General features: G+C 71.0%; 20 protein-coding genes. 12 read left to right on the top strand and 8 right to left on the bottom strand.

The annotated features are described in order from the left end of the window. Positions 1 to 19: 19 nt before the first annotated feature. The 3 genes from IO36_RS19120 to IO36_RS19130 all read right to left on the bottom strand — a co-directional run bounded on the left by IO36_RS19120 (position 20) and on the right by IO36_RS19130 (position 5,732). Positions 20 to 2,476 (bottom strand): ATP-binding SpoIIE family protein phosphatase, encoded by a 2,457-nt coding sequence (locus tag IO36_RS19120; protein ID WP_037621451.1) that lies wholly within the window; start codon positions 2,474 to 2,476, stop codon positions 20 to 22. Positions 2,477 to 2,670: 194 nt separating this feature from the next. After that, entirely contained in the window at positions 2,671 to 5,061 is a 2,391-nt protein-coding gene (locus tag IO36_RS19125; RefSeq protein ID WP_037621452.1) for an MFS transporter, read from the bottom strand. Positions 5,062 to 5,288: 227 nt separating this feature from the next. Next, on the bottom strand, positions 5,289 to 5,732 hold the full coding sequence (locus tag IO36_RS19130) for an SRPBCC family protein (protein WP_037621454.1): 444 nt from the start codon (positions 5,730 to 5,732) through the stop codon (positions 5,289 to 5,291). 279 nt (positions 5,733 to 6,011) lie between these two features. Between IO36_RS19130 and IO36_RS19135 the strand changes: the two genes are divergently transcribed. The 3 genes from IO36_RS19135 to IO36_RS19145 all read left to right on the top strand — a co-directional run bounded on the left by IO36_RS19135 (position 6,012) and on the right by IO36_RS19145 (position 9,533). Beyond that, positions 6,012 to 7,052, top strand: coding sequence for an Rv2578c family radical SAM protein (locus IO36_RS19135; RefSeq protein ID WP_037621456.1), 1,041 nt, complete (start codon positions 6,012 to 6,014; stop codon positions 7,050 to 7,052). A 276-nt stretch (positions 7,053 to 7,328) separates the two neighbouring features. Then, complete coding sequence (locus IO36_RS19140; RefSeq protein ID WP_037621458.1) at positions 7,329 to 8,909, top strand: alpha/beta hydrolase; 1,581 nt, start codon at positions 7,329 to 7,331, stop codon at positions 8,907 to 8,909. Positions 8,910 to 9,020: 111 nt separating this feature from the next. Beyond that, a complete protein-coding gene (locus IO36_RS19145; RefSeq protein ID WP_037621459.1) occupies positions 9,021 to 9,533 on the top strand; it encodes a GNAT family N-acetyltransferase in 513 nt (170 codons plus the stop codon). A gap of 10 nt (positions 9,534 to 9,543) precedes the next feature. On the opposite strand, the gene IO36_RS19150 is transcribed toward IO36_RS19145, so the two are convergent. Beyond that, entirely contained in the window at positions 9,544 to 10,125 is a 582-nt protein-coding gene (locus IO36_RS19150; protein ID WP_037621461.1) for an adenylosuccinate lyase, read from the bottom strand. Between the two features lie 534 nt (positions 10,126 to 10,659). Here IO36_RS19150 and IO36_RS19155 point away from each other — a divergent pair. The 9 genes from IO36_RS19155 to pssA all read left to right on the top strand — a co-directional run bounded on the left by IO36_RS19155 (position 10,660) and on the right by pssA (position 21,574). Beyond that, complete coding sequence (locus IO36_RS19155) at positions 10,660 to 12,465, top strand: 3-hydroxyacyl-CoA dehydrogenase family protein (protein WP_037621463.1); 1,806 nt, start codon at positions 10,660 to 10,662, stop codon at positions 12,463 to 12,465. A gap of 136 nt (positions 12,466 to 12,601) precedes the next feature. Beyond that, positions 12,602 to 13,414 carry a TetR family transcriptional regulator gene (locus tag IO36_RS19160; protein ID WP_037621937.1) on the top strand — a complete coding sequence of 271 codons (813 nt, stop codon included), beginning with the start codon at positions 12,602 to 12,604 and terminating at the stop codon, positions 13,412 to 13,414. A gap of 423 nt (positions 13,415 to 13,837) precedes the next feature. Continuing rightward, on the top strand, positions 13,838 to 15,175 hold the full coding sequence (gene ccrA, locus IO36_RS19165; protein WP_037621465.1) for a crotonyl-CoA carboxylase/reductase: 1,338 nt from the start codon (positions 13,838 to 13,840) through the stop codon (positions 15,173 to 15,175). Positions 15,176 to 15,184: 9 nt separating this feature from the next. After that, on the top strand, positions 15,185 to 17,212 hold the full coding sequence (locus tag IO36_RS19170; protein ID WP_037621467.1) for a protein meaA: 2,028 nt from the start codon (positions 15,185 to 15,187) through the stop codon (positions 17,210 to 17,212). After that, on the top strand, positions 17,209 to 18,174 hold the full coding sequence (locus IO36_RS19175; RefSeq protein ID WP_037621468.1) for an HpcH/HpaI aldolase/citrate lyase family protein: 966 nt from the start codon (positions 17,209 to 17,211) through the stop codon (positions 18,172 to 18,174). Before IO36_RS19170 ends, IO36_RS19175 begins: the two co-directional genes overlap by 4 nt. 5 nt (positions 18,175 to 18,179) lie before the next feature. Continuing rightward, positions 18,180 to 18,707 (top strand): MaoC family dehydratase, encoded by a 528-nt coding sequence (locus IO36_RS19180; protein WP_037621470.1) that lies wholly within the window; start codon positions 18,180 to 18,182, stop codon positions 18,705 to 18,707. A 2-nt stretch (positions 18,708 to 18,709) separates the two neighbouring features. After that, positions 18,710 to 19,915: an acyl-CoA dehydrogenase family protein gene (locus IO36_RS19185; RefSeq protein ID WP_037621472.1), complete on the top strand. Its 1,206-nt coding sequence runs from the start codon at positions 18,710 to 18,712 to the stop codon at positions 19,913 to 19,915. A gap of 170 nt (positions 19,916 to 20,085) precedes the next feature. After that, the gene (locus IO36_RS19190) at positions 20,086 to 20,733 is read left to right on the top strand and encodes a phosphatidylserine decarboxylase (protein ID WP_078943298.1); all 648 of its coding nucleotides are present in this window, start codon (positions 20,086 to 20,088) and stop codon (positions 20,731 to 20,733) included. Between the two features lie 22 nt (positions 20,734 to 20,755). Continuing rightward, positions 20,756 to 21,574, top strand: coding sequence for a CDP-diacylglycerol--serine O-phosphatidyltransferase (gene pssA, locus IO36_RS19195; RefSeq protein WP_037621939.1), 819 nt, complete (start codon positions 20,756 to 20,758; stop codon positions 21,572 to 21,574). 132 nt (positions 21,575 to 21,706) lie between these two features. Here the strand turns inward: pssA and IO36_RS19200 are convergent, their stop codons facing one another. From IO36_RS19200 to IO36_RS19215, 4 genes are read right to left on the bottom strand one after another with little or no spacing between them, the layout of a single operon-like run. Then, entirely contained in the window at positions 21,707 to 22,969 is a 1,263-nt protein-coding gene (locus IO36_RS19200; RefSeq protein WP_051900649.1) for an ABC transporter substrate-binding protein, read from the bottom strand. Further along, a complete protein-coding gene (locus tag IO36_RS19205) occupies positions 22,966 to 24,123 on the bottom strand; it encodes a branched-chain amino acid ABC transporter permease (RefSeq protein WP_051900652.1) in 1,158 nt (385 codons plus the stop codon). The genes IO36_RS19200 and IO36_RS19205 overlap by 4 nt, the downstream gene beginning before the upstream one ends. Then, positions 24,116 to 25,006, bottom strand: coding sequence for a branched-chain amino acid ABC transporter permease (locus tag IO36_RS19210; RefSeq protein ID WP_037621476.1), 891 nt, complete (start codon positions 25,004 to 25,006; stop codon positions 24,116 to 24,118). Before IO36_RS19210 ends, IO36_RS19205 begins: the two co-directional genes overlap by 8 nt. Next, the gene (locus tag IO36_RS19215; protein ID WP_037621948.1) at positions 25,003 to 25,764 is read right to left on the bottom strand and encodes an ABC transporter ATP-binding protein; all 762 of its coding nucleotides are present in this window, start codon (positions 25,762 to 25,764) and stop codon (positions 25,003 to 25,005) included. The genes IO36_RS19210 and IO36_RS19215 overlap by 4 nt, the downstream gene beginning before the upstream one ends. Positions 25,765 to 25,860: the final 96 nt, after the last annotated feature.

Consider the following 25,860-nt stretch of genomic DNA (forward strand, 5'->3'; position numbering starts at 1 on the left):
CGAACTCCGGGCGAACGGATCACCCGCGCGGAAGCGTCAGTTCGAACCACACCGTCTTGCCCGCGCCGGTGCGGCTGGCCCCCCATTCGCGGGACAAGGCGCTGACGAGCCGCAGCCCGCGCCCGAACTCGGCGCCGGGACCCGCGCTGAGCAGGACGGGGAGCGTGGGGTCCTCGTCGTCCACCTCGCACAGCAGCGTGTCGCCGCGCACCAGCCGCAGCTCCATCCGGCTGCCGTGGGCATGCCGTACGGCGTTGGTGACCAGCTCGCCGACCATCAGCTCGGCGTTGTCGGCGACGGCCGTCAGCCCCCACGCCCGCAGCTGCTCACGGACCACGGCGCGGGCCCGGCCCGCCTCGGCCGGGTCGAGCGCGAGGCTCCGGACGGCGACGTCCTCGGGCGCGATGCCGTTGAGCCGGGCCATCAGCAGGGCGACGTCGTCCTTGCGCCCGCCGCGGGTGTTGAGCGCGCGGATGATCGTGTCGCAGGCGTGGTCCATGGAGGCGGCCGGGTGGGCGGCGGACTCGCAGAGGGTGGCGAGGCCGACACCGATGTCCTCGCCGCGCACCTCGACCAGCCCGTCGGTGCACATCACCAGCCGGTCGCCCGGCTCCACCCGTACGCGGACCGCCTCGAAGGGCACACCGCCGACCCCGATGGGCGCCCCGGTCGGCAGGTCGAGCAGTTCGCTGCGGCCGTCCCGGGCCCGGACCAGGACCGGCGGGATGTGGCCCGCGTTGGCGAGGTGCAGCAGACCGGCGATCGGGTCGTAGACGGCGTAGAGACAGGTGGCGAGATAGCTGTCGCCGAGGCGCTGGGCGAGGTCGTCGAGGTTGCGCAGCAGCTGGGCGGGCGGCAGGTCGAGCGCGGCCATGGTCTGGACGGCGGTGCGCAACTGGCCCATCATCGCGGCCGAGTTCAGGCCGTGACCCATGACGTCCCCGACGACCAGGGCGGTGCGCGAGCCGGGCAGCTTCACCGAGTCGAACCAGTCGCCGCCGACGCGCCCGAGGAGCGTGCCCGGCAGATAGCGGGTGGCGATGTCGCAGCCGGCCATACGGGGCGCGATGGTCGGCAGCATGCTGTCCTGGAGGGTCTCGGCGACGCTCTCCTGGTAGGTGTACATGCGCGCGTTGTCCAGCACCAGGCCCGCGCGGGCGGCCAGTTCGGCACCGGTGACCCGGTCCATGTCGTTGAACTCGACCCGCTCGGGATGACGCAGCAGGATCATGAACCCGAGCACCACGTTCCGGGCCTTGAGGGGCACGACGAGCATGGAGCGGCCGGTGATCAGGGGCCTGATGTCGCGCTTCTCGAACTGCGCGGCGATCATGTGCCCCATCTGCTCGCTGATGCGCGGCACGAGGACGGGGTCGCCGGTGGTCATGCACTGGAAGAACGGGGTGTGCGCGGGGAAGGGCATGGCCTCGCCCACCGGCACGACGTCGTCCCAGCGGCCCGGCTCGTCCGTGTGCTCCACGGCGACCCGGTGCCACAGCGTGGTCGTGTCGGGCACGCCGTCGGGGAAGCCCTCGCCGGCGACGACCTGCTCGCGCAGATAGGTGCCCGCCACGTCCGTGAAGCGGGGCACCACGGCCCGGCTGACCTCCTCGATGGTGCGCGCCAGGTCGAGGGAGGTCCCGATGCGCCCGCTGACCTCGTTCAGGAACTCCAGGCGTTCCCGTACGGCCACGTACTCGAGGTCCTCGCCCTCGTCGTCCGGGAGGTCCTGCGGAACGGGCAGACCGGCCTCCGCCGCCAGGGCCGCCCGCTCGCGGCGCGCCCTGCGCTCCGCGCGCCGGGGCACGCCCCAGTCGGGGGTGACGGGCACCCGGTCGTTCTGGCTGAACTCCAGGACGGGATAGCCCAGTTCCAGGACCTGCGCGACGATGCGGGCGCTCTCGCCGACGCTCATGCTGGGCAGGATGTCGGGGAGCCGGCGGGCCAGCTCCTCGGCGCCGGGGAAGTCGGTGTGCAGGGCGAACCCGGGCGCGATGCGCTCGAAGGAGACGTCGTCGTCCTCGTGCCGCATCGCGGCCGCGTCGGCGGCGAGGACGAGCAGCCGTTCCGGGCCGGGGCCGACCAGTGGGTAGGCCCACCACAGAACGTCGATCCGTCCGGGGCCGTCCGCGGTCAGCCGGGCGCGTCCGGCGGCCGGGTAGGAGAGCCGCCCGTCCAGGGAGGACTCCAGGCCCGGCCCGAGTCCGTCGTACGTGGCGCGGCTTCCGAAGGGGACCGCGTCCGCGGCCTCGGGGAGCGCGCCGGAGACGGGGAGCAGGTCCACCGCGTGGCGGCCGAGTGCCTCGTCCTTGGAGGCGCCGAACAGGCGCCGTGCGCCGCTGCTCCAGTGCGAGACGAGGCCGTCCCGGTCGACGACCACCACGGCCAGCGGGATGCGGCCGACGTCGGCGTGCTCCGCCCCGCCGTTCCCGGCTCCGGGGCTGGGAGCCGCGCCCGATGCGGTGCCACGGTCCATGGCCCAGGCCCTCTCTCCCCACGGCTCCTGAAGATCTGTGCCGCCCCCACTACCGTACGGGGGCGGAGCGTCGCGATGTGTGGCAACGCGGGAATTGAACGCGAGGGGGGCGGCTCCGGCGCGCGCCGCGCCTCTCGACGCGCCGGCACGGCCCCCCGTTCCGGACGTGAGCGCGCTTCCAACCGCGCCTCGCCTCAGTCCTCGTGTCCCACCTGGAGGTCGCGTTCCGTGCGGCCTCCCCCGGCGACCTGGAGCACGGTGGCCACCGGCGGGTAGCCCGCCGCGATGACCGTGTACTCGCCGGACGACAGGTCGATGAAGCGGAAGGTCCCGTCCGGTCCGGTGGTGAGCGTGTCGACCACGTTGCCCGCGGCGTCCAGCAGCGTCACGCGCGCGTCCTCCACGGGCCGCCCGTCGCCCGCCCGGACGGTGCCGCGCAGCACGGCACCGCCGGCGAGTTCGACGTCCTGGCGGGTCTCCCGGGCCGCCAGGACGCTCACCGGGAGCGCGGCGGGACGGAACGCGGGGGCGCCGGCGGCGAGGGTGTACTCGCCCGCCACCAGGTCCGTGAAGACGTAGCCGCCCTCGTGTCCGCTGCGGGTGGTGGCCACGACCTCGCCGTGCGCGTTGGCGAGGGTGACGGTGGCCTCGCGCACGGGGGTGCCGTCCGCGGTCAGCACGCTTCCGGCGAGCCGGCCCGCCCCGCCGAGCACGACGTCGAGCTCGACGGGCCGTTCGCCGACCGTCACCGAGACGGCCTGCGGCTGGTGGCCCCCGGCGGCGGCGATCAGCACGTACGAGCCCGATCCCGGCGTGGACAGGGCGTACCGGCCGTCCTCCGCGCTGGCGCTACGCCCGATCTGCTGTCCCCCGATGTCGATGAGGGTGAGCGCGGCGCTCGCCACGGCGGTGCCGTCGGGGTGCTGCACCGTGCCGCAGACGGGGATCCCGGCGCCGTGTCCCGAGCGGGCCCCCGGGACCCGTTCGGCGTGCCGCTCCGCTTCGCTGCCGGCGGTGGATGCGTGGTGGGACACCAGCGGTTTCTCCTTGAGGAAGAGGGCGATGAGCAGGCCGAGGACGAGGACCGGCACGAGGTAGAGGAAGATCCGCGGCATGGCCTCCGCGTAGGCGCCGATGTACCCCTCGCGCTGTGCCGCGGGCATCGCGTGGACGAGGTGCGGGGTGAGGGACTCGGGGTCCGGGGCGGCTCCGCCGGCCCCCGGTGGGACGCGGTGGGCGAGCGCGTCGGCCAGCCGGTGGGCGAAGAGGGTGCCGAAGACGGCGGCGCCGACGGATCCGCCGATCTGCCGGAAGAAGGTGTTGGCGCTGGTCGCGGTGCCGAGGTCGGCCGGCGGCACGGAGTTCTGCACGGCGACCACCAGGACGGGCATGACCATGCCGATGCCGATGCCGAGGACCGCCATCCAGACGCTGTAGTGCAGCCGGGGGGTGTCGGCGTCGAGGCGGGAGAGCAGCCACATGCCGACGGCCGCGAGGGCGCAGCCGAGGACCGGGAGGACCCGGTGGCGGCCGGTGCGGCTGACGAGCTGCCCGGAGAGGACGGAGGCGACGACGATGCCGCCCATCATGGGGAGCATCAGGAGCCCGGACTCCGTGGCCCCGGCGCCGTCCGCCATCTGCAGAAAGGTGGGGAGGTAGCCGGCGGCTCCGAAGAGCGCGGCGCCGACGACCAGGCCGACGAGCGCGGTGACGTTGAAGACGCGGTCCCTGAACAGCCGCAGCGGGAGGAGGGGTTCGACCGCGAAGCGCTCGACGACGAGGAACAGCGCCGTCGCGGCGAGCGCTCCCGCTCCGAGGGCGAGGACGGCCCGCGAGTTCCAGGCGTACTCGGTGCCGCCCCAGCTGGTCAGCAGGACCAGACAGGTGGACGCGGTGGCGAGGAGCAGCACTCCGAGGACGTCGAGCCGCCCCCGGACGGCGGGCTCGGGCAGTTTCAGGACGACGGAGACGACGGCCAGCGTGAGCAGTCCGAAGGGCACGTTGACGTAGAAGCACCACCGCCAGGACAGATGGTCGGTGAAATAGCCGCCCAGCAGGGGTCCCGCGACGGAGGCGAGCCCGAAGGCGGCTCCGATCAGTCCCATGAACCGGCCGCGCCTGGCCGGCGGGACGATGTCCGCGATGATCGCCTGGACGCCGGTCATGAGGCCGCCGGCGCCGATGCCCTGGACCGCGCGGAAGGCGATCAGCTGGTCCATGGTCCGCGCCCGTCCGGCGAGCGCCGAGCCGACGACGAAGACGGCGATGGCGAACTGGAAGACGCCCTTGCGGCCGTAGAGGTCTCCCAGCTTGCCGTAGACGGGGAGGGCGACCGTGGAGGTGAGGAGGTAGGCGGTGATCGCCCAGGACATCCGGTCGAGGCCGTGCAGCTCGCCGACGATCTTCGGCAGCGCGGTGGCCACGATCATCTGCTCGAGCGCGGCGAGGAGCAGGGCCGGGATCAGTCCGCAGAAGATCAGCCGTACCTGACGCGGGGTGGGTCCGGCGGGCGGGGCGGCCGGCGGGTCGGGGTCGGACGCGGGCGCGAGGACCGGCTCGTCCTGCACCAGAGTGATCCCGCCCATGCGCCCGCTCCCCTCGCCACACCTGCCGCGCAATTGCCGCCTGTCGCGACAACTCCCGGCAAGCGTGACGAGTTACGGCACAGCACCGCATACATGGAACATCCACCCGAAACGGTGAGGGCACAACAGGCCCTCGGACACGGCCCCTTGGCGGCGTCGGCCGCCAAGTCGCCGTCCGGCGGGCTTCACTGGATCTCCGGGAGGCACGCGCCGTCCCGGAGAGGTGGTCACTTCTCGGTCTGCGCCGCGAGGTTGGCGAGCAGGGTGTCGTAGATGCGGCCGAGGCCCTTGGGCGCGAAGGTGCGCTCGAAGAAGCCGCCGATGCCGCCCGCGCCGTTCCAGACACTGGTGACCACGACGCGGGACTTCCCCTCACCGGCCGGGGTGACGCGCCAGGTGGTGACCATGGAGGAGTTGCGGTCCTTCTCGACGAGCTCGCCGTCGGTGGGCTCGCTCACCTCGAGCAGGCAGTCGCGGACGCGCTTGCTGGTGGCCTGGAGCTTCCAGTGGACGAGGGTGCCGGTGCCGTCGCCGCCCTCGCGCACCTCGTACTCGCTGAAGTGCTCGGACAGCAGCTTGGGCCGCGTGCCGCTGTAGTCCGCCAGGGCGTCGAACACCGTTTCCGCGTCCGCCGCGATGACCCGCTCCGTCGTGGCCTCGACCTGCGCCATGGCACTCCTCCAGCATGTGGTTTCTCGGGATGTACGGCCAGCCAACCACCCGCCGCCCCGCCCCCCAAATCGGGGTCCCCGTGGACGCGGGTGGCAGCGCCGACGCGAAGGAGAGTCCCCCGGTCGCGGGCGGCACCGCCGGCTCGACACAGGGTCCCGCCCGGCACGGGGCAGGGCCCCCGACCCCGAGCACCACCGCCGACGCGACACGCGAAAGGGGGTGGCACGATCAAGGGAACATGTGTTCTATTCTCTCTCCAGTGCTACCTAGGAGGCGCCATGCGCTGGGAGAACCTGACAGCGGATACGGCCGAAGGCCCCGCCCGCGACGCCGCCCTCTTCGGCGCGGACGCGGTCACCACACGGACGTTCGACACTCCCGAGTTCCGGGGGATCACCTTCCACGAGATCCGGGCGCGGTCGATCGTGAACCGGGTGCCGGGGGCCTCCCGCATGCCGTTCGAGTGGACGGTCAACCCCTATCGCGGCTGCTCGCACGCATGCGTTTACTGCTTCGCCCGCAAGACGCACAGTTATCTGGATCTCGACACCGGACTCGGCTTCGACTCGCAGATCGTGGTGAAGGTCAACGCCCCGGATCTGCTGCGCCGCCAGCTCGCCTCGCGCCGCTGGCACGGCGAGCACATCGCGATGGGCACCAACGTCGACTGCTACCAGCGCGCCGAGGGCCGGTACCGACTGATGCCGGGCATCATCGCGGCCCTGCGCGACCACGCGAACCCCTTCTCGATCCTGACGAAGGGCACGCTGATCCTGCGCGACCTCGACCTGCTGAAGCAGGCCTCCGAAGTCACCGACGTCGGGATCTCGGTGTCGGTGGGCTTCACCGACACCGGGCTGTGGCGCACGGTGGAGCCGGGCACCCCCGCCCCCGAGCGCCGCCTGGACGTCGTCCGCACCCTGACGGACCACGGCATGGACTGCGGGGTCCTGATGGCCCCCGTGATCCCGTTCCTCGGCGACCACCCCGCCCAGCTGCGCGCCACCGTCCGCGCCATAGCCGCGTCCGGGGCCACCTCGGTGACCCCCCTGGTCCTGCATCTGCGGCCCGGCGCCCGCGAGTGGTTCATGGCCTGGCTCGAGCACCACCACCCCCACCTCGTACGGCGCTACGAGCGGCTGTACGCGGAGGGCGCCTACGCCCCGAAGTGGTACCAGCGCCGGATCACCCGTCAGGTCCACGAACTGGCACAGGAGTACGGGATCGGCCCCAAGCGCGCCGGAATGCCCCGCCGCGTCACCGAACCCGAACCCGTGCCCGCCGCCGCGCCCGGACCGACGCAGCTGACCCTGCTCTGAGCACCCGGCGGCCTCGCGTCCGGCGGCCCGAGGACCGGCACCCCCAAGCCCGGTGACGGACCGTCACGGCCACCCGTCGCCCGCCCGGCCGGAACCACCGGCCCCCGCGCACGCGTTCGGGGCCGCGCGGAGCCGCTCGAGGCGGCATCCGAGCGCATCGGACCATCCAATCGGGTCGAGTCTCACCGGAACACGTTCTTCCAGGACCCCCGTTCGGCACGATACGGCGAAGGCCGTGGCGTGCACGGCTCAGATTCCTCCGTCCTGGGAGGCCTTGTGAAGAAACACGCAGCCGCTGTGTGCGGGGCGGCCGTCGTGCTGGCCGGGATGATCACGTCGATCCCCGCCGACGCGAGCACCGGCCCCGCCGCGCCGCCCACCGCCCTGGCCGCGAAACCGGCCTGGAAGAAGTGCGGCACCAGCGATTATCCGACGCTCCAGTGCGCGTCCATCAAGGTGCCGCTGGACCACTCGAACCCGTACAGCGAGCGGATCACCATCGCTCTGTCCCGGGTCCCGCACACCGCGAAGCGGTTCCAGGGCCCCCTGCTGGTGAACCCGGGCGGCCCCGGCGGCAGCGGGCTCAAACTGGCCGGCTTCGTCGCCTCCGCGCTGCCCAAGGCCGTGGCCGCGCAGTACGACGTGATCGGCTTCGACCCGCGCGGAGTCGGCTCGAGCAAGCCCGCCCTCGACTGCAAGCCGGGGCACTTCAAGCCCGTCCGTCCCGACACCGTGCCGAGCACCCGGGCCGTCGAGCGGGCCAACCTCGCGCGCGCCAGGGCCTTCGCCGAGGCGTGCGGCACGAAGTACGCGAAGCTGCTGCCGTACCTCGACACGGTCAGCACGGTCCGCGACATGGACGCGATCCGCGCCGCGCTCGGCGCCAAGAAGATCAACTACTTCGGCTACTCGTACGGCACCTACCTGGGGGCCGTGTACGGCAAGCTCTACCCGCAGCGGGTCCGCCGGCTGGTCCTCGACTCCATCGTCGACCCCACCGGTGTGTGGTACGACGACAACATCAGCCAGGACTACGCCTTCAACGACCGCCACCTGGCGTTCCTGGCCTGGGTCGCGAAGCACGACGCGGCCTACAAGCTCGGCACGGACCCGGCCGTGGTCGAGGCCAAGTGGTACGCGATGCGCGCGGCCCTGGCCGAGAACCCGGCGCAGAAGAAGGTCGGCGCCTCCGAGCTGGAGGACACCTTCATCCCGGGCGGCTACTACAACGGGTACTGGCCCTACCTCGCCGAGGCGTTCGCGTCCTACGTGAACGACAAGAAGTCGGACGCGCTCGTCGAGGCGTACGAGAACTTCGGCGCGGTCGACGCCTCGGGGGACAACGGCTACAGCGTGTACACGGCGGTCCAGTGCCGTGACGCGGCCTGGCCGCGTGACTGGCGCCAGTGGCGCCGGGACAGCTGGGCCGTGTACGACAAGGCGCCCTTCATGGCCTGGAACAACGCCTGGTACAACGCACCGTGCGCGTTCTGGCCCACGGACTCGCTCCGGCCGGTGGACATCTCCAACCGCCGGCTGCCCCCCGCGCTGCTGTTCCAGGCGACGGACGACGCGGCCACTCCCTACGAGGGCGGGGTGACCGTCCATCACCAGCTGCGCGGCTCCAGCCTGGTGGTCGAGCAGGGCGGCGGCAACCACGGCATCACGCTGAGCGGCAACGCCTGCCTGGACAAGTACCTGGCGGCCTATCTGACCGACGGCAGAGTGCCGCGCGGCGGCGGCGAGGCCGACGCGGTGTGCAAGACGCTGCCCGACCCCGAGCCGCTGACGACGAAGGCCGCGTCCTCCTCGTCCCGTGGCTCGACGCTGCACGGTCTGCTCGGTTCCCGCGGCTGAACCTCCTCCGCCCGTGAGCCCGTCGGGGGCGGTGTCGGACCCGTGGTCCACGATGGACCCGTGAATGAGCCGACGAACGCCCCCGCCCCCGGCGGGCCGCGGGTACGTGAGATGACCCTGGACGACTGTGCGCGGGTGGCCGAGATCCGGGTGCGCGGCTGGCAGCGCGCGTACGAGGGCCTGATCCCGCGGGCGTACCTGGACGGGCTCAGCGTGGCCGAGGACACCGAGCGCCGGCGCCGTACGCTGCGGGAGGGCGACGGCAGCGTCGTGAACCTGGTCGCCGAGCACGCCGGGTCCGTCGTCGGCTGGGCCTGCCACGGACCGCACCGGGACGACGAAGTCCGCTCCGGGGACGTCGAGTTGTACGCCATCTACGTCCACCCCGACCGGCTGGGCCGAGGGGTCGGGCAGGCCCTGCTGCGGGAGTCGCTGGGGCGCTGCGCGGCGGAGGGTCGCGAGCGCATGCTGCTGTGGGTTCTCAAGGAGAACGCCCCGGCACGCCGTTTCTACGAGCGGGCCGGCTTCCGCCCCGACGGCGCCGAGGAGCCCTTCGAGGCGGGCGGGGCCTCGGTGCCCGAGGTCCGCTACGCGCGCGTGCTGAGCGGTACGGCCCGGAGCTGACCGGGCGCGCCTACTCCTGCCCGGGCAGCCGGGCCAGTGCGCGGACGGCCGTCTCCGCGAGCGCCGGGTGGGCCAGGGCCTCGTTCAGTACGCGTCTGGCCCGGCCGTCGCCCAGCACGCCCAGACCCTCCGCGCACGCGAGGGCGACCTTGCGGTAGGGATCGTGCGGGCGCAGCCTGCGCTCCAGGGTGGTGATCAGCGCGGGCACGGCCTCCGGCGCGCGCAGCTCGACCAGGAGCCTGACCGGCTGGAGCGCGTAGGCGACCCGCAGTTCGTTGGTGGCGAGCGCCGCGGCGGCGCGGGCGGTGCGGGGGTCTCCGAGCCGGGCCAGGGCCCGGGCGGCGGACGCGCAGCGCTGCGGATCACGGTGGTTCAGCAGCAGGACGAGCGCCTCGAAGGAACGCCGGTCCCCGGCCGTACCGAGCCGGAAGGCGACCAACTCCCGCGCCCAGAGCGGCTGTCCGGGCTCGGTCAGCGCGGCGGCCAGCACCTCGGGATCCTCCGTCCCCGCCAGACGCTCGAAGGCCGTCGAAGCCCCCGCCCCCGCCTCGGCCCGCAGACGCTCCGTGAGCGATCGCAACGCTTCGTCCATGGGCCGAGCTTAAGGGCTGTCCCGTAATCCCCGGCGGGCGCACGACGACAGCTACGGCACCTCGCCGCGTTGTCGGATCGCCCGAATACGCCCAGTATGAGGACGACCCTCCGCCTTGCGATGCACCGCATCTGACGCCGCGCGCTGATCCACCGGGGATTACGGGACAGCCCTTGGGCAAGCCCGTGAGGTGCGGGGACGTACATCACAAAGTCGGGGGCTGGCGCGCTCGTTACCGACGGGTTAAGCTCAGACGAGCGAGTTACCCACTCGTGTCTCACCTCTCGGTGGCCTGGTGACGCAGCCATCGTGAGAGCAGTCGGTTCGGTACTTCAGGTACCTCAGTACGACATGGCTCCGGGACAGGGCCGGTCGGCTTTCACCGCCCATGGGCGCCCGTTTCTCCGGCGCCCGGGGACGGCACCGGGCGTGTGCGCTCGTCAGCCCGGAAACACCCGCAACCTCCGCACGCCGTGCGCCTGTCGGCGTACCCGCGTGCGCTCCTCAGTCGTCACCACCTTCTGGAGTCCCGCGATGGCCACTCCCCTGTCCGACACCTCTCTGTCCCCGCTGAAGACCGTCGCCGTCGTCGGCCTCGGCACCATGGGCACCGGCATCGCCGAGGTCCTGGTCCGCGCCGGCCGTGACGTGATCGGCATCGACATCAGCGAAGCCGCGGCCGCCCAGGCCGTGGCCACCCTCGAAGCCTCCACCGCCCGCGCCGTGCGACGCGAGCACCTGAGCGACGCGGAGCGCACCGACGCCCTCGCCCGCTTCCGTACCTTCACCGACCTCGCGGCCGCCGCCGACGCCGACCTCGTCATCGAGGTGACCCCGGAGTCGTACGACGTCAAGCAGCAGGTCTTCCGGGCGCTCGACGGCATCGTGCGCCCCGAGGCGATCCTCGCGACGGGCACCAACGCCCTGTCCGTGACGCGCCTGGCGGCCGACTCGGCCCGCCCCGAGCGCGTGCTCGGCCTGCACTTCTTCAACCCGGCTCCCGCGATGAAGCTCGTCGAGGTCGTCTCCTCGGTGCTGACCGCGCCGGCCGCCGTGAGCGCGGTGACCGACCTGGCGGTGGAGCTGGGCAAGGAGCCCGTCGCGGTGGGCGACCGCCCCGGTTTCGTCGCCGACGGCCTGCTCTTCGGCTACCTCAACCAGGCCGCCGCGATGTACGAGGCGAAGTACGCCTCCCGCGAGGACATCGACGCGGCCATGAAGCTCGGCTGCGGACTGCCCATGGGCCCGCTCGCCCTGCTCGACCTGATCGGCGTGGACACCGCGCGGACGGTCCTGGAGGCCATGTACGCCGAGTCGCACGACCGGCTGCACGCCCCCGCGCCGATCCTCAAGCAGCTCAGCGAGGCGGGTCTGACCGGGCGCAAGTCCGGCCGCGGCTTCTACTCCTACGAGGCCCCGGGCAGCGACGCCGTCGTGCGGGACGCGCTGACGCCGCTGGAGGGCGCCGTCCTCGCCGAGGGCCGTGAGATCCGCTCGGTGGGCGTCGCCGGCTCCGGCACGATGGCCTCCGGCATCGCCGAGGTCTTCGCCAAGGCCGGGTACGAGGTGGTCCTCGCCGCCCGTACGGAGGAGAAGGCGGAGGCCGCCAAGGCCCGCATCGGCAAGTCGCTGTCCCGGTCCGTCGACCGGGGCCGGATGACGGCCGAGGCGGCGGCACGGACCCTGGAGCTGATCACGCCGACCGGCAGCTACGACGACTTCGCCGACGTGGACCTCGCCCTGGAGGCGGTCGCCGAGGACCTGGAGATCAAGCAGCAGCTGTTCGGCACGTTCGACAAGGTCTGCAAGCCCGGCGCGATCCTGGCCACCACCACCTCCTCGCTGCCCGTCGTCGCCTGCGCCCGCGCCACCTCGCGCCCGCAGGACGTCATCGGCATGCACTTCTTCAACCCGGCCCCGGCGATGAAGCTCGTCGAGGTCGTGCGGACCGTGCTGACCGGGGACGACGTGCACGCCACCGTGCGCGAGGTCTGCGCGAAGATCCGCAAGCACCCGGTGGACTGCGGCGACCGGGCCGGCTTCATCGTGAACGCGCTGCTGTTCCCGTACCTGAACAACGCGATCAAGATGGTGCAGGAGCACTACGCCACGCTGGACGACATCGACGCGGCCATGAAGCTGGGCGGCGGCTACCCGATGGGGCCCTTCGAGCTGCTCGACGTGGTCGGGCTCGACGTCTCGCTGGCCATCGAGAAGGTCCTGCACCGCGAGTTCCGGGACCCGGGACTCGCCCCCGCGCCGCTCCTGGAGCACCTGGTGGCCGCGGGCTGCCTCGGCCGCAAGACGGGCCGCGGCTTCCGCGAATATGCCCGCCGCTGACGGCCGGGGCGACTGGTTCGCGGACGACGCCGACTGGGGCGGACTGCTGGGCCCCGCCGGACACCCCCCGCCCTTCCCGGGCGGGGGGTTCCCCGGACATGCGCGCTCTCCTGCGCAGATGCAGTACGTTCGGGGCATGTCCCAGCCCGCCAGGTCCTCACGTCAGTCAGCCACGCCCGACGCTCCGGAGAGCGCCGCGGGCAGTCGCGCGGCGGCCCAACGCCTCAAGATGCGCCGGGAACTGGCGGCCGCGGCCATGGAGCTGTTCGCCGCCAAGGGGTACGAGGCGACCACCGTCGACGAGATCGCGGCCCAGGCCGGGGTGGCCCGCCGTACGTTCTTCCGCCACTTCCGGTCCAAGGAAGAGGCGATCTTCCCCGATCACGACGACACCCTGATCCGGGCCGAGGCGGTGCTCAACGCGGCCCCCGCGCACGAGCATCCCCTCGACACCGTGTGCCGCGGCATCAAGGAAGTCATGCGGATGTACGCGGCCCAGCCGGAGATCTCCGTCTCGCGCTACAAGCTGACGCGCGAGGTGCCGACGCTGCGGGAGGCCGAGATCGCCTCGGTGGCCCGCTACGAGCGTCTGTTCACCCGCTACCTGCTCGGCCACTTCGACGAGCACGCGCACGACGACGACGCCAACGACGACCCCCTGCTCGCCGAGGTCGCCGCGTCGGCCGTGGTCACCGCCCACAACCACGTCCTGCGGCGGTGGCTGCGGGCCGGCGGCCAGGGCGACGTCGAGTCGCAGCTGGACCACGCCTTCGCCATCGTCCGCAAGACCTTCGGCACCGGGATCGGCGCGGGACGGGAGACCGCGCCGCGGCCGGCGCCCGCCTCCTCCTTCACCGAGGGGGACGTGCTGGTGACCGTCGCCCGGGTCGACGCCCCGCTGGACCAGGTGATGCGCACCATCGAGCAGGCGCTCAAGGAACGCGCCTAGGACTCCGCTCCCCCGATCGGCAAAACCAACCCTCGCCGGACTCGCTCTCATCGAGCGCGTCCGGCGTTTTTTGTGCCCCGGTTTGACTCATTTGCGGGCCGACCTGATCGATCATCGCTCACGTGTTGCGTAAAGATTTCACCTGAGCGCAACTTCTGGCACTCCGTGCCTTGTCAGGTGACACGGCGTGCCATACGTTGAAGGAGTCCGGGCGGCCGGCGTGCAGAGACCATGCGTACGCCGGCTGTCCCCGCAAGCCCCATGGGCCTGCGCGCCCGGACGCCTGCGTCACAGGCAACCTCCCGCGCCAACCACAGCGCTGCCAAGCACCACCTCCGCCGGACCGACGGCACACCCCTCAGCAGCAGCACCGACGTACCCCTCAGCGTTCTCCCTCGGACGCGCATCGCCGGAGGCAACACCGTGAAGGAAATCCTGGACGCGATTCAGTCGCAGACGGCCACGTCCGCCGACTTCGCCGCTCTTCCGCTCCCCGACTCCTACCGCGCGATCACCGTGCACAAGGACGAGGCGGAGATCTTTGCCGGGCTCGCCAGCCGCGACAAGGACCCCCGCAAGTCGATCCACCTGGACGACGTGCCGGTGCCGGAGCTGGGACCGGGCGAGGCCCTGGTCGCCGTGATGGCGTCCTCCGTGAACTACAACTCGGTCTGGACGTCGATCTTCGAGCCGGTGTCGACCTTCAACTTCCTGGAGCGCTACGGGCGGCTGAGCGACCTCAGCAAGCGCCACGACCTGCCGTACCACATCATCGGTTCGGACCTCGCGGGCGTCGTCCTGCGCACCGGCCCGGGGGTCAACTCCTGGAAGCCCGGCGACGAGGTCGTCGCGCACTGTCTGTCCGTCGAGCTGGAGTCCAGCGACGGCCACAACGACACGATGCTCGACCCCGAGCAGCGCATCTGGGGCTTCGAGACCAACTTCGGCGGCCTCGCCGAGATCGCGCTCGTCAAGTCCAACCAGCTGATGCCGAAGCCGGACCACCTGAGCTGGGAGGAGGCCGCCGCCCCCGGTCTGGTGAACTCCACCGCCTACCGGCAGCTGGTCTCCCGCAACGGCGCCGGCATGAAGCAGGGCGACAACGTCCTGATCTGGGGCGCGAGCGGCGGACTCGGCTCGTACGCCACGCAGTTCGCGCTCGCCGGCGGCGCCAACCCGATCTGTGTCGTCTCCAGCGAGCAGAAGGCGGACATCTGCCGCTCGATGGGCGCCGAGGCGATCATCGACCGCAGCGCCGAGGGGTACAAGTTCTGGAAGGACGAGAACACCCAGGACCCGAAGGAGTGGAAGCGCTTCGGCAAGCGCATCCGCGAGTTCACCGGCGGCGAGGACATCGACATCGTCTTCGAGCACCCGGGCCGCGAGACCTTCGGCGCCTCCGTGTACGTCACCCGCAAGGGCGGCACCATCACCACCTGCGCCTCGACCTCGGGCTACATGCACGAGTACGACAACCGCTACCTGTGGATGTCGCTGAAGCGGATCATCGGCTCGCACTTCGCGAACTACCGCGAGGCCTGGGAGGCCAACCGCCTCATCGCCAAGGGCAAGATCCACCCGACGCTCTCCAAGGTCTACTCCCTGGAGGAGACCGGGCAGGCCGCCTACGACGTGCACCGCAACCTCCACCAGGGCAAGGTCGGCGTCCTCGCGCTGGCGCCCGAGGAGGGCCTGGGAGTCCGCGACCACGAGAAGCGCGCCCAGCACATCGACGCCATCAACCGCTTCCGGAACGTCTGAGGTCCATCCATGACAGAGCGCCAGAAGGACCGGCCGTGGCTCATGCGCACCTACGCCGGCCACTCCACGGCCGAGGCGTCCAACGAGTTGTACCGGCGCAACCTCGCCAAGGGGCAGACAGGGCTCTCCGTGGCCTTCGACCTGCCGACGCAGACGGGCTACGACCCCGACCACATCCTCGCCCGCGGCGAGGTCGGCCGGGTCGGCGTGCCGGTCTCGCACCTCGGTGACATGCGCCGGCTGTTCCAGGACATCCCCCTGGAGCAGATGAACACCTCGATGACGATCAACGCCACCGCCATGTGGCTGCTGGCGCTCTATCAGGTCGTCGCCGAGGAGCAGGGTGCGGACATCACCAAGCTCCAGGGCACGACCCAGAACGACATCGTGAAGGAGTACCTCTCGCGGGGGACGCACGTCTTCCCGCCGGTGCCCTCGCTCCGTCTCACGACGGACATGATCACGTACACGGTCAACCACATCCCCAAGTGGAACCCGATCAACATCTGCAGCTACCACCTGCAGGAGGCGGGCGCCACGCCGGTCCAGGAGATCGCGTACGCGATGTCCACCGCGATCGCCGTCCTGGACGCGGTGTTCGCGTCCGGGCAGATCGCCGAGGACCGCAAGGGCGATGTGGTGGCCCGCATCTCCTTCTTCGTGAACGCGGGTGTCCGCTTCATCGAGGAGATGTGCAAGATGCGGGCGTTCGGGCGGATCTGGGACAAGATCACCCGCGAGCGGTACGGCATCGAGGACCCCAAGCAGCGGCGTTTCCGGTACGGCGTCCAGGTCAACTCCCTCGGTCTGACCGAGGCGCAGCCGGAGAACAACGTCCAGCGGATCGTGCTGGAGATGCTGGCCGTCACGCTGTCCAAGGACGCCCGTGCCCGTGCCGTCCAGCTGCCCGCCTGGAACGAGGCGCTGGGCCTGCCCCGCCCGTGGGACCAGCAGTGGTCGCTGCGCATCCAGCAGGTCCTGGCGCACGAGAGCGACCTGCTGGAGTACGAGGACATCTTCGAGGGCTCGCACGTGATCGAGGCCAAGGTGAGCGCCCTCGTCGAGGAGTCGCTGGCCGAGATCGCGCGGATCGAGGAGATGGGCGGCGCGATGGCCGCCGTCGAGTCGGGCTACCTCAAGTCGCAGCTCGTCTCCTCGCACGCCGAGCGCCGGGCCCGCATCGAGGGCGGCAAGGACAAGATCGTCGGCGTCAACGTCTTCGAGTCCACCGAGCCGAACCCGCTCACGGCCGACCTCGACGCGGCGATCCAGACCGTCGACCCCGCGGTCGAGGCCCGGGTGATCTCGGCGCTCGGGACCTGGCGCGACACGCGGTACCAGCCTCCCTTCAACCACCCGCGTCCGTGCAAGGCGCTGGAGAAGCTGAAGGAGGCCGCCAAGGGCACCGCCAACCTCATGGAGGCCACCCTGGAGTGCGCCCGCGCCGGTGTCACCACCGGCGAGTGGGCCGGGGCCCTGCGCGAGGTGTTCGGCGAGTTCCGCGCCCCGACCGGCGTCTCCTCGGCGCCCGTCGCGGTCACCGCCGAGGAGGGCACGGCGCTCGCGCTGGTGCGCCGCAAGGTGGAGCTGACCGCGAAGGACCTCGGCGCCGGCAACCTCCGGTTCCTGGTCGGCAAGCCGGGCCTGGACGGGCACTCCAACGGCGCCGAGCAGATCGCCGTGCGGGCCCGCGACGCCGGCTTCGAGGTGGTCTACCAGGGCATCCGGCTCACCCCGGAGCAGATCGTGGACGCGGCCGTGGCCGAGGACGTGCACGCCGTGGGCCTGTCGATCCTCTCCGGCTCGCACGCCCAGCTCGTCCCCGACGTCCTGGAGAAGCTGCGCGCGGCCGGCGCAGCCGACATACCGGTGATCGCCGGCGGGATCATCCCGAACGCCGACGCCGAACAGCTGCGGGCCGCGGGAGTGGCCGCGGTCTTCACCCCGAAGGACTTCGACATCACCGGAATCATCGGCCGTATCGTCGACGAGATCCGGAAAGCGAACAAGCTCGACCCCCTGGAGGTCCCCGCATGAGCACGCCCGTGAACCGTCTGCGTCCCAGGCGCTCCTGTCTGGCCGTGCCGGGCAGCAACCCCCGCTTCCTGGAGAAGGCCCAGGGGCTCCCCGCGGACCAGGTCTTCCTCGACCTGGAGGACGCGTGCGCGCCGCTGGCCAAGCCCGACGCCCGGCACACCATCGTCAAGTTCCTCAACGAGGGTGACTGGACCGGCAAGACGCGGGTCGTGCGCGTCAACGACTGGACCACCGAGTGGACGTACCGCGACGTCGTGACCGTCGTCGAGGGCGCGGGGCAGAACCTCGACTGCATCATGCTGCCGAAGGTGCAGACCGCCCAGCAGGTCGTCGCCCTCGACCTCCTGCTGACGCAGATCGAGAAGACCATGGGCTTCGAGGTCGGCAAGATCGGCATCGAGGCGCAGATCGAGAACGCCCAGGGCCTGAACAACGTCAACGAGATCGCCACCGCCTCGCAGCGCGTGGAGACCATCATCTTCGGCCCGGCCGACTTCATGGCGTCGATCAACATGAAGTCGCTGGTCGTGGGCGAGCAGCCGCCCGGCTACCCGGCGGACGCCTACCACTACATCCTGATGAAGATCCTGATGGCCGCCCGCGCCAACAACCTCCAGGCCATCGACGGCCCCTACCTGCAGATCCGCAACATCGACGGCTACCGCGCGGTCGCCCAGCGGGCCGCCGCGCTCGGCTTCGACGGCAAGTGGGTGCTGCACCCGGGCCAGGTGGAGGCCTCGAACGAGATCTTCTCCCCCTCGCAGGAGGACTTCGACCACGCCGAGCTGATCCTGGACGCGTACGACTACTACACGTCCGAGGCCGGCGGCAAGAAGGGCTCCGCGATGCTCGGCGACGAGATGATCGACGAGGCCAGCCGCAAGATGGCGCTCGTCATCTCGGGCAAGGGCCGGGCCGCCGGCATGCAGCGCACCACCTCGTTCGAAGCCCCGGAGGCCTGAGCACCATGCAGTTCGGACGCACCTACGAAGAGTTCGAGGTCGGGGCGGTCTACAAGCACTGGCCCGGAAAGACGGTCACGGAGTACGACGACCATCTCTTCTGCCTGCTGACCATGAACCACCACCCGCTCCACATGGACAGCAACTATGCGGAGAAGACGACCGATTTCGGCAAGAACGTCGTCGTCGGGAACTACATCTACTCGCTGCTGCTCGGCATGTCCGTCCCGGACGTCTCCGGCAAGGCGATCGCGAACCTGGAGATCGAGTCGCTGAAGCACGTGGCGCCGACCTTCCACGGCGACACGATCTACGGCGAGACCACGGTCCTCGACAAGACGCCCTCCCGGTCCAAGTCGGACCGCGGGATCGTCTACGTGGAGACCAAGGGCTACAAGCAGGACGGCACGCTGGTCTGTGTGTTCCGCCGCAAGGTGATGGTCCCCACCGAGACGTACATCAAGGAGCGCGGCGGCGAGCAGCCCGGCCGGCCCGAACTCACCGCCCCGGCGGAGAAGAAGACGGAGAAGTAGTCATGGCGCGACTCGCCCAGACCGCCGGTCTGACCGACGTCCAGCAGGAGATCCTCTCCACGGTCCGCGATTTCGTGGACAAGGAGATCATCCCGGTCGCCACCGAGCTGGAGCACCGCGACGAGTACCCGCAAGCGATCGTCGACGGGCTCAAGGAGCTGGGTCTGTTCGGTCTGATGATCCCCGAGGAGTACGGGGGTCTGGGCGAGTCGCTCCTCACCTACGCGCTGTGCGTCGAGGAGATCGCCCGCGGCTGGATGTCGGTCTCCGGCATCATCAACACGCACTTCATCGTGGCGTACATGCTCAAGCAGCACGGGACCCAGGAGCAGAAGGACCACTTCCTGCCCCGTATGGCGCTCGGCGAGGTGCGCGGCGCCTTCTCGATGTCGGAGCCGGGGCTCGGCTCCGATGTGTCGGCGATCACATCCAAGGCGGTCAAGGACGGCGACGAGTACGTCCTGAACGGCCAGAAGATGTGGCTGACGAACGGCGGATCCTCGACTCTGGTGGCCGTTCTCGTCAGAAGTGACGAAGGACACCCCGAGGGCACGGCGCCCCACAAGTCGATGACGACCTTCCTCGTGGAGAAGGAGCCCGGCTTCGGAGAGGTCCGTCCCGGTCTGACCATCCCCGGCAAGATCGACAAGATGGGTTACAAGGGGGTCGACACCACCGAACTCATCATGGACGGACTGCGCATTCCGGCCAATCGGGTTCTCGGCGGCACCACCGGCCGAGGGTTTTACCAAATGATGGACGGAGTCGAGGTCGGCCGCGTCAACGTGGCGGCCCGTGGCTGCGGTGTCGCGCAGCGTGCGTTCGAGCTGGGCGTCTCATATGCCCAGCAACGTCACACTTTCGGCAAGGCGATCGCCCAGCATCAGGCCATCCAGTTCAAGTTGGCCGAGATGGCTACCAAGGTCGAGGCCGCCCATGCAATGATGGTGAACGCAGCTCGCAAAAAGGACTCCGGGGAACGAAACGACCTCGAGGCAGGGATGGCGAAGTACCTCGCCTCCGAGTACTGCAAGGAGGTCGTGGAAGATGCGTTCCGGATCCACGGCGGCTACGGCTTCTCGAAGGAGTACGAGATCGAGCGCCTCTACCGTGAGGCTCCGATGCTGCTGATCGGCGAAGGTACCGCCGAAATCCAGAAAATGATCATCGGGCGCCGACTGCTCGAAGAGTATCGACTCCAGGGCTAGATGTCCGGGTTCGGGGTGTTTTCTTCGCGAAGAAGATCACACCCCGTCAGCTCTCTTCAGCCGTCGACTCCGCATCTTGGCTTGCCCAGTTGCGGTCTGCGCCCGGTACGATCGCGTGAAAGCCGCCGTCCCCCGTTCGAGCGCGGCATCATCCGCTACGAAGGTCATCCATGCCCCACAGCCAAACCTCTGCACCTCGCGGCCGGGTCCGCCTCGCGCGCGGAGCATCGCCGTGGCTTCTCCCGACCGTTGCCACCGCAGCACTCAGCCTGGCCCGTTCGCGCCGTTCCGGCGCGGCCAAGGCCGTGGCCGTACCCGCCACCGCGCTCGCGGCCGGGATGCTGTGGTTCTTCCGCGACCCCGAGCGTGAGATCACGCAGGGCCGGGTCATCTCGCCCGCCGACGGTGTGGTGCAGAGCATCATGCCGTGGAAGGACGGGCGCACCCGCGTCGCGATCTTCATGAGCCCGCTCAACGTCCACGTCAACCGCGCGCCCCTCTCCGGCACGGTGACCTCGGTCGAGCACATCCCCGGTGGGTTCGTCCCGGCGTTCAACAAGGAGAGCGAGAACAACGAGCGCGTCGTCTGGCACTTCGACACCGAGCTCGGTGACATCGAGATGATCCAGATCGCCGGCGCCGTCGCCCGCCGCATCGTGCCCTACATCCCGCAGGGGACGAAGGTCGAGCAGGGCGACCGGATCGGTCTGATCCGCTTCGGCTCGCGCGTGGACATCTACCTCCCCGAGGGTGTCGAGGTCGACGTGGAGGTCGGTCAGAAGACCGTGGCTGGGGTGACTCGAATTGACCGTGATTGATCCCGACACACAGGCCGGCTGGGTGCCTGAGGCCGACGAGGTGGACGACGAGGAGGAGATGCCTCTCTCGCTCCGCCTCTCGATAGCGGACACGCTGACCCTCGGCAACGCCACGTGCGGCTTCATGGCGGTGTACTTCACCACCACCGGCATCCTGATCCCGCACCTCACGGGCAGCGACGAGTCGGGCATGGCCCGTCACTCCGCCGCGACGGCCGTGATCCTCATGCTCTGCGCCGCGGTCTTCGACCTCTTCGACGGCCTGGTCGCGCGCAAGCTGCGGTCCTCCCCGATGGGCGCCGAGCTGGACAACCTGTCCGACCTGATCAGCTTCGGTCTCGCGCCGGCGTACTTCGTGCTCGTGTACGGCATGGTCGCGGACGACGCCTATCAGAAGGTCGCGGCGGTCGGAGCGATCGTGGTGCTGCTCGCCGTGGTCCTGAGGCTCGCGAGATTCTCCTGTGTCACGGTGAAGGACGGCACGTTCCAGGGCATGCCGAGCCCGTTCGGCGCGCTGACGGTCGTCTCGATCATCCTGCTGGAGCTGCCCTTCGTCGCCACGCTCATGGCGATCATGGGCACCGCCTGGCTGATGGTGAGCCGGGTCGAGTACCCGAAGCCCCGGGGCCGCCTCGCGGTCGCGATGCTCTCGTGGATCGTGCTCTCCATGGGTCTGCTCGCCGCGTGGGCGTTCGACGCCCCCGGCGGCCAGCTGCTCCTGCAGACCGGCTGCGCGCTGCAGCTGGTCATGGGCGCGGTGATCCCGCTGTTCGCCACGGCCCGCCGGGTGAACAACTTCCGGGGCAACCGCCGCGAGGCACGCGCCGCGCAGCTCCCGTAACACCCCGTACGACGCGAAAGGGCCCCGAACCACTCGGTTCGGGGCCCTTTCGCTGTTCCGTACCGGGGGCATGGTCCCGTGCACCCCTCGCACGCCGGGCGCACGGGATCATGCGCCCGGCGTGCGCCGGGGTCAGGCGCCGGGGGTGTATCCCTGTGCCACGGAAGACGCCTCCGCCTCGCGGACGACCTTCATCCCTCCCACGGCATTCTTGTCCGGCCGCAGGATGACGCTCTCCTTCGAGGACGCCGCCTTCGGGTCGGAGAAGTCCTGGGTGGTGCCGAACCCCGGGTCGAACGCGTCGACGGTCAGCAGGGCCTTGTCGACGCCCTCACGGGTGAGGTCCTTGGCCGCGCAGGCCTTCTTCAGCGCCTCCCCGAACGCCGACGCGGCCGTCCAGCCGGCCACCACGCCGTTGTCCAGCGAGTCCTTCGGATAGGCGGCCTTGTAGTCCGCGACCAGCTTCTTCGCCTTCGGGGTGTCCGCGCCGATCGGCAGCGAGGGGCTGGCCACGTAGTAGTTCGCCTCCAGGGCCGGGGCTGCCGCGGTGGCGAGGAGCTGCGGGGCGAAGGCGGAGTTGTTGCCGATCACCGGCACACCGAACTTCAGGGCCGCCGCGACCCCCACGAGCGAGGCCGCCTGCCGCGGGCCGGCGCTGATCACGACGGCCTTCACGCCGGCCTTCTTCAGCGCGACGACCTGGCCGGTCATGTCGTTGTCGGTCGGCTTGATCTTCTGCTCGACGACCTTGAGCCCCGCCTGCTTCGCCATGTACCGGGAGCCCGTCAGGGCGTTCTCGCCGTAGTCGCCCTCGAAGTACACATGGCCGATGCTGTCGCCCTTCTTCAGGCCCTTCTCCTTCATCAGGAAGTCGATCGCGTTGATCGTCTCGATGTCGTAGGTGGAGCCGATGGGCCGGATGTACGGGCTGCCCAGCAGGGTGGCCGACCAGGCCTGCGGCAGGACCAGCGCCTTGTCCCGGCCGTCGATGCGCTGCTTGACGGCCGCGACGAACGGCGAGCCGATGAACTGGGTGAAGCCCAGCACCTTCGGCGCCAGCTCCGTGTAGCCCGAGACGGCCTTCTGCGGGTCGTAGCCGTGGTCGCGGACGGTCAGGGCCAGCTTGTAGCCGCAGACGCCGCCGGCGGCGTTGGTCTGCTTCACATAGAGCTGCTGGGCCTGGGTGACGCTCTTGCCGAGGGTCGCGTACACCCCGCTCATGTCCGTGAGCACGCCGAGGCTGATCGTCTTCCCGGAGATCCCCTCCCCGGTCTTCACCCCGCCCGCCGACCCCTTGTCGCCGCCGCCGTCCTTGGCCTTGGAGCTGCATCCGGCCAGGACCAGCAGGGCGGCCAGCGCCCCGGCGGCCAGCCGCGCGGTGTGTGTCGTTCTCATCGTTCCTCCCCTTCGACGGCCCCGGGACGGGGCGTGACGCGGGCCCCGGGACGGGGCTTGACGCGCAGCCGGGCGGCCAGCCTGACCAGGCCGCCCGGAAGAAAGAGCACCACCGCCACGACGGCGGCGCCGTACAGGTACCGGGCCGCCTCGCCGGGTGCGATCCCGCCCATGCCCGGTTCGGAGACCAGGGGCAGGGCGTCGCTGTAGCGGGTGAGCAGCTGGGGCAGCAGCGAGACGAACGCGGCCCCGGCGACCGCCCCGGCGACCGAGCCGAGACCGCCGATGACGATCATGGCGAGGTAGTCCAGCGAGAGCGTGATCCCGAAGTAGTCGGGCACCGTGCGCTGGAAGACCAGGGCGAGGAGCACCCCGGCGAGTCCCGCGTACATCGAGGACAGGACGAAGACGCCGGCCCGGTAGCGGGCGACGGGCACGCCGATCACCCCGGCCGCGATCCGGTGGTCGCGGATCGCGTTCATGGCCCGGCCGGGCCGGCCGCGCAGCACCCCGCGGGCGAAGAGGGCGCCGCCCAGGAGCAGCAGCAGACCCACGTACCAGAGCTTCTCGGCCGAGCCGAAGGGCACGTCCGCGACGACCAGCTCCCGGTCGTCGAAGGTGAGGCCGAACAGGCTCAGCGGCGGTACGTCGCGGCCGTTGAAGCCGCCCGTCAGGTCCCTGGCGTTGAACAGGACGTGCTGCCCGATGAAGATCAGCGCGAGGGTGGCGATACCGAGGTAGGCGCCCCGCAGCCGTCCCGCGATCGGGCTGAACAGACCCCCGGCGATCCCGGAGACGGCCACGGCGAGCACGGCGGCGAGCCAGGCGGGCAGTCCGAGTCCCACCGGTCCGTCGCTCCCGTCGGCGGCGAACACGCAGTAGCCGTACGCGCCGACCGCGAGGAAGAAGGCGTGTCCCATGGAGAGCTGCCCGGTCGCGCCGGTCAGCAGGTTCAGGCCGATCGCGCCGATCGCGGCGGCCATCGCGAACAGTCCGGCCTCCAGCCAGAAGCGGTCGACGTAGAAGGGCAGCGCGAGCAGCACGACGGCGCAGACGCCACCGGCGGCGGCCCGGGGCGCGGGCGACCGGAGCCGGCGCCGGCGGACGGGCCGGACGGCTCCCCCGGTCTCGTCGCGGGTGAGGACCTCAGACACGGGCGAGCTCCTTCGTGCCGAACAGCCCGGCGGGCCGGATGAGCAGGATCGCGACCATGACGACGTAGGGCGCGAGGTCGCCGAGGCCGCGCCCGAGGAAGGTGAGGTCGCTCTGGTAGCCGGTGGCCAGGGACTCGGTGACACCGACGAGGAGTCCGCCGACCAGCGCGCCGGTCGTCGAGTCGAGGCCACCGAGGATCGCCGCGGGGAACGCCTTGAGCGCGGCGAGGGAGGTGGCGCGCTCCAGCCCGGGGGTCGGGAAGACGGTCAGGAACAGCGCGGCCACGGCCGCGAGGCCGCCGGCGACCGCCCAGGCCCCGAGCGACACCCGGCCGAGCCGGACGCCCATCAGGGCGGCGGTCTCCGGGCTCTCGGCCGCGGCCCGCATCGCGACGCCCCAGGACGTGAAGCGGAAGGCCAGCAGGAAGACCGTGATCAGCAGGGACGCCGTGACGAAGGCGGCGATCCGGGTGTGGGCGATGGAGACGGGGCCCACGGTCAGGACGGCGTCGCCCCAGGGGTCGCCCAGCGCCAGGACGTCCGTGCCGATCCGGCGGGTCAGTTCCGTGGTGAGCAGGATGTCGACGCCGATGGTGACGATCGCGAGGACGCTCTGGTCGGAGCCCCGGTAGCGGCGCATCACCAGGAACTCGACCGCGGCGCCCACCAGGGCGGCGCCCGCGACCCCGGCGAGCAGGGCGGGCCAGAAGCCGATGTCGTCGTGGAGGGTCGCGGTGACGTAGCCGCCCGCCAGCAGCAGGGAGGCGTGCGCGAAGTTGACGACCTCGGTGGCGCGGAAGATGACGACGAAGCCGAGCGCGACGAGGGCGTAGACGGAGCCCAACGACAGTCCGTTGAGCAGGAGTTCGGCGAAGGTGCTCATGAAGCGGTCTCCTCGGGGCCGGCCTGTCCGCCCAGGTAGGCGCGTACGACCGCCGGATCGTTCTGTACGTCCGTGGGGGCGCCGTCGGCGATCCGGCGCCCGAAGTCGAGTACGGTCACCGCGTCCGCGAGCCGCATCACCACCCCCATGTCGTGTTCCACCAGCACGATCGAGATGCCGAGGCTGTCGCGGACCCCCGCGACGACCGCGGCGGTACGGCGCCGTTCGTCGGCGGTCATGCCGGCGACGGGTTCGTCCAGGAGCAGGACCCGGGGCTCCATGCACAGGGCCCGGGCCAGCTCGGCGAGCTTCTGCTGCCCGTACGGGAGCGAGCCGGCGGGCTTGTCGAGCTGGCGCTCCAGGCCCACGAACGCGGCGATCTCGCGGACGCGTTCACGGTGACGCCGGTCCTCGCGGGCGGCGGAGGGCAGCCGCAGCCCGGCGGCGAGGAATCCGGCGCGGGTGAGCCGGTGCCGGCCGAGCAGCAGGCAGTCCTCGACGGTGGCGTGCGGGGGCAGGGCGAGGTTCTGGAAGATCCGGGCCACGCCGAGCCCGGCGATCCGGTGCGGGGGCAGGCCGGTGAGCTCCTGCCCGCCCAGCCGGACGCTTCCGGCGGCGGGCCGGCACACACCGGACAGCACGTTGAAGCAGGTCGACTTCCCGGCGCCGTTGGGGCCGATGAGGGCGTGCACGGTACCCGGCCGCACGCTGAAGCTCACCCCGTCGAGCGCGGTCAGCCCGGCGAAGCGGACGGTCACGTCGCGGACGTCGAGCGGGGGGACGTCGGAGGGCGGTGCGGTGGCCCCGGTGGGGGGCGCTGCGTTGGGCGCTGCGTTGGGCGCTGCGTTGGGCGC

Source organism: Streptomyces aureus (genome assembly GCF_000725495.1).
Lineage (GTDB): Bacteria > Actinomycetota > Actinomycetes > Streptomycetales > Streptomycetaceae > Streptomyces > Streptomyces aureus_B.